The sequence below is a fragment of the Aminiphilus sp. genome (genome assembly GCF_029975095.1).
Classification (GTDB): Bacteria; Synergistota; Synergistia; order Synergistales; family Aminiphilaceae; genus Aminiphilus.
The window spans coordinates 1-11188 of the sequence record NZ_JARKPW010000111.1 but is presented as its reverse complement, the minus strand read 5'-3'; the positions used below and the strand labels follow the sequence as shown (position 1 = coordinate 11188).

At 60.0% G+C, this 11188-nt stretch carries 10 protein-coding genes; 9 read left to right on the top strand and 1 reads right to left on the bottom strand.

The genetic code is table 11. The features are described from left to right. The 5 genes from Q1K49_RS06705 to Q1K49_RS06685 form a co-directional block, all read left to right on the top strand. On the top strand, positions 1-510 hold a 510-nt coding region (locus Q1K49_RS06705), incomplete at its 5' end, for a cobalamin-dependent protein (protein ID WP_300524274.1). Between the two features lies 1 nt (position 511). Next, on the top strand, positions 512-1420 hold the full coding sequence (gene metF / locus Q1K49_RS06700) for a methylenetetrahydrofolate reductase [NAD(P)H] (protein ID WP_213694058.1): 909 nt from the start codon (positions 512-514) through the stop codon (positions 1418-1420). Then, positions 1417-2262 carry an amidohydrolase family protein gene (locus Q1K49_RS06695; protein WP_213694057.1) on the top strand — a complete coding sequence of 282 codons (846 nt, stop codon included), beginning with the start codon at positions 1417-1419 and terminating at the stop codon, positions 2260-2262. The genes metF and Q1K49_RS06695 overlap by 4 nt, the downstream gene beginning before the upstream one ends. Next, complete coding sequence (locus Q1K49_RS06690; protein ID WP_300524270.1) at positions 2262-3434, top strand: homoserine O-acetyltransferase; 1173 nt, start codon at positions 2262-2264, stop codon at positions 3432-3434. Before Q1K49_RS06695 ends, Q1K49_RS06690 begins: the two co-directional genes overlap by 1 nt. A gap of 55 nt (positions 3435-3489) precedes the next feature. Beyond that, a complete protein-coding gene (locus tag Q1K49_RS06685; protein ID WP_300524268.1) occupies positions 3490-4569 on the top strand; it encodes an aldose epimerase family protein in 1080 nt (359 codons plus the stop codon). 85 nt (positions 4570-4654) lie between these two features. On the opposite strand, the gene Q1K49_RS06680 is transcribed toward Q1K49_RS06685, so the two are convergent. Then, entirely contained in the window at positions 4655-5860 is a 1206-nt protein-coding gene (locus tag Q1K49_RS06680) for a galactokinase (protein ID WP_213693004.1), read from the bottom strand. Between the two features lie 660 nt (positions 5861-6520). Here Q1K49_RS06680 and Q1K49_RS06675 point away from each other — a divergent pair. From Q1K49_RS06675 to galE, 4 genes are all read left to right on the top strand, one after another. Further along, the gene (locus Q1K49_RS06675; RefSeq protein ID WP_300524267.1) at positions 6521-7579 is read left to right on the top strand and encodes a TRAP transporter substrate-binding protein; all 1059 of its coding nucleotides are present in this window, start codon (positions 6521-6523) and stop codon (positions 7577-7579) included. 130 nt (positions 7580-7709) lie between these two features. Then, on the top strand, positions 7710-8216 hold the full coding sequence (locus Q1K49_RS06670; RefSeq protein ID WP_300524264.1) for a TRAP transporter small permease subunit: 507 nt from the start codon (positions 7710-7712) through the stop codon (positions 8214-8216). Positions 8217-8225: 9 nt separating this feature from the next. Next, complete coding sequence (locus Q1K49_RS06665) at positions 8226-9539, top strand: TRAP transporter large permease subunit (RefSeq protein WP_213693007.1); 1314 nt, start codon at positions 8226-8228, stop codon at positions 9537-9539. A gap of 909 nt (positions 9540-10448) precedes the next feature. Beyond that, on the top strand, positions 10449-11188 hold a 740-nt coding region (gene galE / locus Q1K49_RS06660; RefSeq protein WP_300524262.1), incomplete at its 3' end, for a UDP-glucose 4-epimerase GalE.

The following is an 11188-nucleotide window of genomic DNA, read 5'->3' as shown; positions in this document are numbered from 1 at the left end:
GAAGTTGGCAAACGCTACGACTGCGGCGACTATTTCCTGCCCCAGCTCATCGCCGCCGCCCAGGCCGCCCAATGTGTCTGTTCGCGGGTGCAGGAACGCATCTCCGCCAAAGGCGAAGTTCTGGACCGGGGGAAAATACTCCTCGCCACCGTGGAGGGCGATCTGCACGATCTGGGCAAGAACGTGGTGGGCACGGTGCTCAGGAGCCACGGCTATTCCGTGCGGGACCTCGGCAAGAACGTTCCTCTCCAGCGGATTCTCGACGCCATCAACGAGGAGCGCCCCCGGATCGTCGGCCTTTCCGCCCTCATGACCACCACCATGCTCGAAATGGAGCGGGTCGTGTGGTCTCTCCACGATCTCCAGCCCGACGTGAAGGTTATTGTGGGAGGCGCCTCGGTGACGTCCTCCTTTGCTGAGAAAATCGGTGCATCCGGGTTCGCTCCCGACGCGGTAAGTGCCGTGCGGCTTGTGGAGCGCCTCCTCGGGGACGCTCCGGCGGTGAACTGACATGTTCATCCGCGATCTTTTCCGACGGCGCAGACCCGTTGTTTCCTTCGAGATCTTTCCTCCCAAACGGGAATATCCTCTGGAAACCGTCTACGCTACGGTGGAGGCGCTCCGGGATCTCGGGCCGGATTTTATCAGCGTGACCTACGGCGCGGGAGGCAGCAGCCGGGAGCGCACCGTGGATATTGCCGCGGCAGTGAAGGACCGCTGGGGGCTCACGCCCCTGGCACACCTCACCTGCCTGGAACAGACCGAGGCCGAGGTGGACGCCGTCCTCGACACGCTTCGCGAGCGGGGGGTACATAATATCCTCGCCCTCCGTGGCGATCCTCCCCAGGTCTCTTTGGGGGGCTCCTCCTCCGGTGGGGAGGACTTCCATTTTGCCGCGGATCTGGTGCGCCACATCACCACGCGCCATCCCGGGGCGTTTTCCATCGGGGCCGCCGCTTATCCTGAAGGGCACGCCACCTGCGACTCCCTTGAGGAGGATCTCCGACACCTCAAAGAAAAGGTCGAAGCGGGTGTCGATTTTCTCGTGACGCAGCTCTTCTTCGACAATGATCTTTTCTTCCGCTTCGCCGAACGCCTGGATGCCATGGACGTGCGGGTTCCCGTGACGGCAGGGATCATGCCCGTTCTCAACGCCCGGCAGATCGGCCGCATCGTCTCCCTCAGCGGTGCCTCCATCCCTCCCAAGTTCGCCCGCATCATGGCCCGCTACGAAAACGCCCCGGAGGCACTCGCCGACGCGGGCATCGCCTACGCCACGGAGCAGATCATCGACCTTCTTTCCTGGGGTGTGGCGGGAGTCCATCTCTATACCATGAATCGACCGGACGTGACGCGTCGGATCATGGCGAACATCGCCTCCGTGCGTTCCACTCTCGTGGAGGGGGCGAGCTCTCCGTGATCGTCGACGCCCATGTTCACCTCACTCCACCCCGTATCGCCGCGGAGTGGCGCGACATCGCCGAGAACGAACCCTATTTCGCCCTGCTCGCCGGAAGCAAGGTCCACAAATGGGGAACGGCGGAGGAATTGGTGGCGCGCATGGATGAAGAAGGCGTGGACGAGGCCTGGACCTTCGGATTCGCCTTCCGGAGCATGGAACTCTGTCGGGAGTGCAACGACTATGTGCTCGACGCGGCGAAGCGCTTTCCCGGCAGGATTCGTCCTCTCGCCGTCGTGCCGCCCCTCGATCCCGCCGTGGAGAGCGAGATCCTCCGCTGCCGTGATGCGGGGTGCATCGGTGTGGGGGAACTCTTTCCCCAGGGGCAGGAATGGGACATCACGGACCTGCGGCAGACTTGGCGCCTGGCGGGGCTCTGCGACGAGGCCGGACTGTTTCTCCTGCTGCACACCGCGGAACCCGTGGGACACGACTATCCCGGCAAAGGGAATGTAGGCCCCCGCGAGGCGGCGGCCTTCTGCACGAATCATCCCGAAGTGCGGGTCGTCCTCGCCCATTGGGGTGGAGGGCTCTGGCTCTACGAGTGCATGCCCGAGATGCGTCTCGTTCTCGCCAACGCCTGGTACGACCTGGCGGCATCCCCATTTCTCTACGCGCCGGAAATGCTTCGTGCCGCCTCCGCTGCAGGAGTGGGGCACAAACTGCTCTACGGAAGCGATTTTCCCATCCTTTCCCGGAGACGGTACGACCGGTTTTTCGACGAAGCGGCGCTTGATGACGGTTTTGTTCGCGCCGTTTTGGGAGGAAACGCGGAGAAGCTCCGTTTGGGGAGGCATGCCTGATGGGATGGGACGATGCGGTCATCAACGCGGGAAAGCTTGAAAATCTCCAGAACGACCCCGGTGCATCCCCCTCGGGTGCCGCGGAGGAGTTCCGCGGACTGGTCGCTCTTCCCGGCCTGATGCTACAGTCCGGCAGAACTCTTCCGGGAGCGGTGCATGCCTATGCGAGGTACGGCGAACTCAACGAGACGAGAGACAATGTGGTGCTTCTCTGTCATGCTCTCACAGGAAGCCACCACGTCGCGGGGACGGACGCGCCGGGGCTTCCCGGGGCATGGTGGGATGCTCTCGTTGGTCCCCATCGGGCTCTCGACACCTCCCGCTACTGCGTCTTCTGCTTCAATATCCTCGGCAGCCCCTACGGCAGCACGAGTCCCGTCTCGCCCGTTCCGGAGACGGGTGTGCCCTACGGCATGCATTTTCCCGTCATTACCGTGCGCGACATGGTTGAGGCCCAGCGTATCGCGCTGGAACAGCTCGGCGTGCGCCGTATCGCTGCGGTGGTGGGTGGTTCCCTTGGGGGTATGCAGGCTCTCGAATGGCTTTTATCCCATCCCGACAGGGTGGATCGCTGCGCCGTCGTGGCCGCTCCCTGGAGGCTCTATCCCCAGGCCATCGCCTTCAACGAAGTGCAACGCCAGGCCATCATGGCCGATCCCGCCTGGCAGGGTGGTGCCTATCCTCCCGGCGAGGGGCCCAGAAAGGGGCTTTCCGTGGCGCGTATGCTCGCCATGATCACCTATCGGAGCGAACAGGTCTTTGTAGACCGTTGGATGCGGAGTGTCGCACGGGGAAATCCCCTGGAGTGGGAGGGGCAGTTTCAGGTGGAAAGCTACCTGCATCACCAGGGAGAATCGCTTGTGCGGCGTTTCGACGCCAATTGCTATCTCTACCTCTCCCGGGCGATGGACCTGCACGATGCCGGAGAGGGACGGAGCCCGGAATTCCTCCGCAGTGCTCTTGCGGGGAAACATCTGCTCGCCGTGGGTATCGGAAGCGACCTGCTCTTTCCCAACTGGCAGGTGGAGGAGCTGTCCCGCATCGCCGCAGATCGGGGCGCGCATGCCACCTACGAGGAGATCGAGAGTGACCACGGGCACGATGCCTTTCTCATCGACATCGACCAGGTGGACGAGATGTTGCGGCGCTTCTGGCGCTCCAGCGGCCTTTGACGTACGGGACGGCGCTTTTTCGAGTGCCTTTCCCGCAAAAGAAAGTGCCCTTGCCGTGAACGTCACGGAACATCCCTTCGGAATCACCGGAAAAAACGAGGCGGTCACCCTCTATCGTCTGGAAGGGGGCGGGCTGGTTCTCTCGTGCCTGAACTACGGCGGGGCGGTGGTGGAGCTTCTCGCACCCGACCGGGAGGGGGTGATGCAGAATGTCGTGCTCGGTTACGACGATCTCGCGGGATACGAGAAAAACCCCAACTGGTTCGGTGTCCTCTGCGGTCCTACGGCGGGGCGCATTTCCGGCGCATCCTTCTCGCTCGATGGAAATACCTTTTCTCTCACTCCCAACGATGGTACCGCCTGTCTGCATGGTGGTACCTGCGACCTCTCTCGTCGTCTCTGGCAGGGGGAGTCCTTCCGCGAATCCCGCCGGGTCGGGCTTCGTCTGCGCACTGTGAGTCCGGACGGGGAAGGCGGCTATCCGGGGAGAGTGCGGCTGTGCGTCACCTACACCCTCGACGACGAAGGTGCGTTCGTCATCGACTACGCGGGAGAGACGGACAGCCCGACGCTCCTCGACCCGACCTTTCACGGGTATTTCAACCTCTCCGGAGACCGCGCCGCCTCCGGTCTGGACCAGGAACTGCGCATCGACGCCGAGATGTTTCTCCCCCTTGATGCGCGCCACCTTCCGGAGCCTCCGTTGTCGGTGGAGAAAACGCCCTTCGACTTCCGACGTTCCGTGTCGATCCGGAAAAACCTGGAGCGTCCGCATCCCCAGGTGGTACGCGGGCGGGGATACGACCATGCCTTTGTGCTGCGTACTTCCGGCGAGGGATTCCCTTTCGTGCCCCAGGTGCGGCTGTGTGATCCTGTCTCGGGGCGAGTGCTCGAAATGACCACGTCGGAACCGTGCGTGGTGTTCTACTCGGGAGGGTGGATCGCCGAAGGAGAACGTCTGCGCGGAGGTGTTGTGAGCGCTCCTCATGCGGGTATCGCCCTGGAGGCGCAATGGTATCCCAATGCGGTGAACAGCCCCTTTCTTCCCCTTCGGGTTCTCCGTCCCGGAACGGTCTTCCGGAGCCGTACGGTCTATCGGTTCAGCGTTGTCCGAAGTTTTTCCCCGGAGGAGTGAGACCTGGTGCAACGGTCCGGGGATGTTCTGCATCGAGAAAGGGTGTGCGGACACGGGGACATGCTTTCTTCCGGTGCGACTTGGCTCAGGAAATGCGGCGGGCCCCCTCGCCCGCGGTGGTGCGCAGGAATGTGCATTCCCTGCCGGTGAAGCCCAGGTAGCTTTTTCCCACAGCCTCCACGAACTCCTCGTATCCGCCGCGTTCCACCAGGGCGATGGCGCACCCGCCGAAACCACCGCCGGTCATTCGGGCTCCGAGACACGACCATTGCTGCCACGCCGATTCCACAAGGCAGTCCAGATCACGTCCCGTGACATCGTAATCGAACTGCAGGGAGAGGTGCGAGGCGTTGAGAAGCGCTCCGAAACGCCGCAGCCGTTCCGTCCCGCCGGACTCGTTCCGGCGCAGCAGTCGCACCGCGGCGATGGTTCGGCGGTTTTCCAGGACCGCGTGGCGGGCCCGGCGGCGGCAGACCGGATCTTCGATTGCCGAAGACCAGTCCTCGAACGTCGCCTCGTCCAGTTCTCCAAGACTCCCCACGGCGAGCCCGGCGTTGCGGAGTGACTGCAGTGCCCGTTCGCATTCCTCCCGGCGCTCGTTGTACTTGGATCCCGCCAGTTCCCGCGGCGCGTTGGAGTTCATGATGACGAGATCGCAGTCGCCGAGATCGAGCGGCACCTCCTCGTGAAGGAGTGTCGCGCAGTCCAGGAAGAGCGCCGTGTCGGCTCGGCCCAGGGCGATGGCGAACTGATCCATGATTCCCGACTGCACGCCGATGAAGCGGTTCTCCGTCTCTTTTCCCAGAAGCGCCATACGGATTCGCCCAGCCTGGTCCTCCAGACCGAGCCCGAAGAGGCCGGAGAGCATCGTCGCTGTGGCCAGCTCGATGGATGCGGAGGACGAAAGCCCCGCCCCGGTGGGAAGATCCCCCAGATAGACCGCGTCGAACCCCCGGTCCACGGGAAAGCCCGCGTCCCGGAAAATACGCACCACACCCTTGGGATAGTTCGCCCAGTCCGAGCCCGGACTCCGTTCCATGCGATCCATGGAACATGTCGCGATGCCCCGGTGGGGGACGTTGCCGGAGTAGAGCCGGAGCGTCCGGTCATGCCGCAGCCGCGCCGCCATCCATGTTCCCGGCGTGATGGCACAGGGGAAGACATGTCCACCGTTGTAATCCGTGTGTTCTCCGATGAGGTTGACGCGCCCCGGGGCGAAGGTGACGAACACCTCTCCCGTGTCGCCCCCGAAGATCTCCTTGAAGAGTGTGCGGATTGTTTTTTCCGTCATGACCGACCTCCAGAGGATGATGTTTTTGGAGAACGAAAGATTCCCCTTTTCCAGGGAGTGTGTCGTTCCCGTCACGGCCAGTCGCTCTCTCTCCGTTTTTCAGTGGAGGCTACGCTCCAAACGCAATGGCTTTCAGAAAGAAAGACAACAGGCAAAACGACTCGGGAGAGGATGGCATTTGCTGAAAATGGAACTGTCACACGCCGGACCCGACGAAGACGTGGCTTATATGCGCTGCCCTCCATCTTAGCGCAAAGGAACGGAAAATGTCCCTCTCCGCCCTCCGGTCAGGCAAACACGGGCTGGGCCTGTGAGCCCTGCCTTGTTGCGCTTGACGTGACACTTCAGGGTTGATAAATTTGTAGCATTAAATCAATAGAGTATTGTTGAGGCAAGTGGCTTGCGTCGACCGGGTACGGTGGTAAACTGGAGACTCTGGACGCAACGTGGATTGATCGGGGGACCCTCGTCGACCGGGTACGGTGGTAAACTGGAGACAGATCATGTTCCGTTCGCTGTCCTTCTTCGAACGGACAGATCGCTCTCTTTCCAGGGGGTCACGGTTCAGGCCGCACGATCACGGTAAAGGTGGAGGTGGTGAATGCAAGGTGAAAAAATGGCAAAATATTGATTAATTTAATTCGAAGGGAGATGAAGTGAGTGAAGAACAGGAAAATGCTCGTGCTGGGAATGATAGCGGTGCTGCTTCTGGGCCTGCTGGCCGTCGGCAATCCCTCGGTGGCTGCGGAGAAGGAAATCAAGTGGAAATTCCAGAGCCATCACACTCCGGGCTCCCTCGCGGTCGAAAAAGCGATCAAGCCCTTTATCGAGAGGGTGGAGAAAATGTCCGGGGGCAGGCTGAAGATCAGCCTGCATTACGCCGGTGAGCTTGTTGATTATGCGGAAGTGGATGCGGCGCTCCAGGGGAACATGATCCAGATAGCGAATACCAGCTCGTTGTTCTTCCGGGGAGCCATGCCCATGGGATGGGTGTCCGCGCCCAATATGCCCCCCTTCATTACCCGGACCAACGACGAATTCAACGAACTCTTCCATCATAGAGGCATCGACACCTTGGTAGGAGAGGCGCTGGCGGATCGGGGTATTAAATTCCTCGGCAGCCATAGCGTGGGCAACACCTACTTCTGGAGCAAGAAACCGATCAAATCCCTGGAAGATCTGAAGGGATTCAAGGTGAGGTTCTTCGGATCCATGTCGGATTTCGTGGAACACTTCGGAGCTTCTCCGGTCATGCTTCCGCACCCGGAGACCTACATGGCTATCGCCACGGGGACCCTCGACGGCAGCGGTACCGCATGGTGGCTCTACCGGGACCTCAAGCTCTACGAGGTGTGCCCGTATTTCATCGGCCCGGCCCTGCAGGTTCCTCAGGGGATGGAACTCTGGGCGTCCAAGGCGGCATGGGATGCCCTGCCGGAAGATCTCCAGATGATCGTCGAGACGGCGGCGCAAGCCTTCAACACGGATTATATGGACGCCGTCACCATGGAAGAGCGTGAGATGTTCAATAAATCCTTCAAGGAGTGGGGCACCACGTACATTGAGTTCAGCGACGAGGACGTGAAGAGAATCGTCACTGAATTCTCCCTGCCCTACCTGGACAAGGTCGCTGCCGAGCAGGGGCCGAAGGATGCGAGAGTTGTCAAGGCGGTCGAGATCATCAAACAGTTCATGAAGGATTACGGATACATAGAATAAACGAACGCGAGAGGCGCCCCCCTTCTCTTCCAAGGGGAGGGGGGTTTTTACGGGTTTTAGCGACGGATGTTTTTCGACGAGGTGATGGGAAGTGCGATTTTTACTTGGCTTTATCGGATTTGTGGATACCATGAATGACCGAATGGGGAAAATCGTCAGTTTTCTCGTCTATCCGGTCATGCTCGTATTGGTGTACGAAGTGGTCATGAGGTATGCCTTCAACAGGCCGACCATCTGGGCCCATGAGACGTCCTGCATGCTCTATGGAGCACACTTCGTGCTTGGAGGAGCCTATGCACTGCGGCACGATGCGTTCGTCAACGTCGAGGTGTTTTACATGCGGTTTCCCAGACGCACCCAAGCGATCGTCGACCTTGTCACCTGGACGATGTTCTATATCTTTGTGGGCGTCATGCTCTGGAAAAGCCTGCCCTGGGCCTGGACAAGCTTTTCGGTGAAGGAATTCTCCAACAGCACCTGGGGACCTGCGGTCTGGCCGGTCAAGTGGACCATCCCCTTTGCGGCCTTTTTCATGTTGCTCCAGGGAATGACAAAGACGATCAAGGACAGCTATCTGGCCGTTACCGGACGCGAACTCGTGCCTGTGGCGGACACCGAAGATGCTGTCAGAAGCTGAGGTGCTTCCATGGACATAGGGGTCATTTCGATTCTCCTTTTCGGCAGCATGTTCCTTCTGTTGGCCTCAGGTCTTCCCGTCGCCTTCGTTCTTGGCGGACTGGCTACGGTCTTTACCGCGATCTTCTGGGGGCCCGAGTCTCTCTTCATCATCGTCGCCAGGACGTATTCCATGATGTCCACCACGACACTGGTGGCCGCTCCCCTTTTCGTTCTGATGGCGACCGTACTGGAGCGTTCCGGTGTGGCGGAGGATCTCTTCGAGATGATGTACCGGTGGTCGGGGGGCGTCAAGGGAGGCTTGGCGGTCGGCACGGTCTTTGCCTGCACGCTCATCGCCGCCATGTCCGGCATCGCCTCCACGGGAGTGGTGGTGATGGGCGTCATGGCCCTTCCCGCCATGCTCAAACGAGGCTACGACAAGAGAATCGCCACAGGATGCATTCTGGCCGGAGGAGTTCTGGGACCGCTTATCCCTCCCAGTATTGCATTGGTGCTTTACGGTACGATCGCCCAGGTCTCCATCGGCGGCCTCTTCGCCGGAGGAATGGGCGCGGGAATGCTGTGCTCGCTGCTGATCATCGGGTACATACTGATCAAATGCCACATGAATCCTGAGTTGGGGCCGCCTATTCCTCTGGAGGAGCGATCCGACTGGGGAGCCAAGGTGGCTTCGCTGAAGGGAGTCATTCTTCCACTTCTCCTGATCACCGCCGTTTTGGGTTCCATCTATTCGGGTATCGCCACGCCCACCGAGGCGGCGGCCGTGGGTGCGTTCGGCGCTTTCGTGTGCAGTGCCATCCACAGACGGTTGAACTGGGAGCTGCTCAAAAGCGTGGCCTATACCACCATAAAGGTACAGGGCTTCATGATGTGGATTCTTTTCGCCGCCCAGGCATTTGCGGCCGTCTACATGGGTTTGGGTGCCTCGCGGATGGTTATTCGGCTGGTCGAGACCTATGAAATCGGCTGGTGGACCATGCTGATCGCCATACAGGTCGTCTGGTTCCTTCTCGGGCTCGTCATCGATGCGTGGAGCATTCTGATGATCACCCTTCCCATTCTTCTTCCGATCCTTCCGTTGTACGGCTTTGATCCTCTCTGGCTGGGTGTTCTCTACGCCGTCAACACGCAGACGGGATACCTGACGCCGCCCTTCGGCACCATGCTGTTCATGATGAAGGGGATCGCTCCCAAGGAAGTCACCATGAACGACATTTACCGCTCTATCGTGCCCTTCGTGGCGACCCAGCTGGTCTGCCTTGCCCTGTGCATCATCTTCCCGAAGATCGTCACCTGGCTTCCCGATCTCCTCTTTAAGTGAGGATATCGCTGAGCCGGGGCGGGAACCGGAAAACCCGGATGAGGTGGAAAAACGACGAAGGATCCTGTCGAAGGGTGATTCTGTCCGCCTTCCGGGTGGCACTCGACCCAGGGAGTTCGTCATCGATCAGCGGTGTGGGGTTGTGAAAAACGACGCGGCGTAGAAAAAAACGCGGATCGAAGCGTTTCGGCTCCTTGCACAGCGGAGTGCGGTGTTTTCCCGGGCCGATTTTGGGGAATGCTCGCAATTGAAAAGAGCTCGCTGCCATCTCAGACGCCGGCGCTGGATTTTGTTGCGCCGGCGGAGTTCGATTTTTCTTGAAAAGCCGGTTTACCCACTGGCTGGTCCGGACGGCGGAAACATCGACTCTGCCGGAAAGCCTGGCCAGTGCTTCTCTTCCTTCAAGCAATGTGACGTGGCATGTCACTTTCGAACTTCCGTGAGCGTTGCCGCTGTTCTGCCTGGGGTTCCCGCGATGTTTTTCTCTTTCCCGATACAGACTGTCTCCAGCCGTGATTTCCTCGTGCCACTTTCGGAAGGTCTCTCAAGTTCGCCGTGTCCCGAAAAGTGACGTTTTCTCACAATAAAGAAACGTTTTTCTTCCCCCGGTAACATTCTGTTTCCGCTACGCCCGACCCGTATCCTTGACAGATTTTGAAGAGGACGTTACGCTTTTGCCGATCATGAAGGCATGAGCGAGTGGTTTGGGTGTTTATGATATGAAGATGGGATTTTGTTTTGAAAAAGAGTGACGATCCGGGATCTTTCGCGGTGTTTTTCTTAAGAAAAAGAGAATTTTCCTGGGTAGGGCAGCGGAAGGAATGTCGTTTTTGTTGACATTTCCCCAGGAGAGTTTTCCTTTCGGGCCTCTCTGTTTCATGTTTTTGGTCACGTCAGGAGGAATGCATCATGGCGGTTCTCGTCTGTGGCGGTGCGGGCTATATCGGCAGTCACATGGTCCGTTGCCTTCTGGAGCGAGGCGAGGATGTTCTCGTTCTGGACGATCTTTCCGCTGGGCATCGAGATTTTGTTCCCCCCTCCGTTCCGTTCGTGCACGGCGACGTGCGGGATACGACGTTGCTGGGGCGCCTCTTCCGGGAACACAGCGTGGACGCGGTGTTTCATTTCGCCGCGTTCATTCAGGTGGGGGAGAGCATGCGCGATCCGCTCGCCTATTACGACAACAATCTCCAGGGTGTGTTGCGGCTTCTTCAGGCCATGGTGCGCCATGGTGTGGAAAACCTTGTCTTTTCCTCCTCGGCGGCAGTGTACGGCGAGCCTGAACTGGTGCCCATTCCGGAGGACGCGCCCAAGCGTCCTACGAATCCCTACGGTGAGACGAAACTGGCGGTGGAGCGCCTGCTCCACTGGGCTTCAGTCGCCCACGATCTCCGCTGGAGCGCGCTGCGCTATTTCAACGCCTGCGGGGCCGCCCCGGACGGAAGTATCGGCGAAGCCCACGACCCGGAGACACACCTCATCCCCCTGGTTCTCGATGCGGCCATGGGGCGACGTCCCTCCGTCACCATCTTCGGCGACGACTACGACACCCCTGACGGAACCTGCATCCGGGATTATGTGCACGTCATGGACCTTGTGGAAGCACATCTCCTGGCCCTGAACGCCCTTCGTTCGGGCCGAAGGAGCAG

Bases quoted from the DNA above. Each gene is read 5' to 3' on its own strand.
- metF (WP_213694058.1), top strand. From the start codon at position 512: ATGTTCATCCGCGATCTTTTCCGACGGCGCAGACCCGTTGTTTCCTTC.
- Q1K49_RS06690 (WP_300524270.1), top strand. From the start codon at position 2,262: ATGGGATGGGACGATGCGGTCATCAACGCGGGAAAGCTTGAAAATCTC.
- Q1K49_RS06680 (WP_213693004.1), bottom strand. From the start codon at position 5,860: ATGACGGAAAAAACAATCCGCACACTCTTCAAGGAGATCTTCGGGGGC.
- Q1K49_RS06670 (WP_300524264.1), top strand. From the start codon at position 7,710: ATGAATGACCGAATGGGGAAAATCGTCAGTTTTCTCGTCTATCCGGTC.
- Q1K49_RS06665 (WP_213693007.1), top strand. From the start codon at position 8,226: ATGGACATAGGGGTCATTTCGATTCTCCTTTTCGGCAGCATGTTCCTT.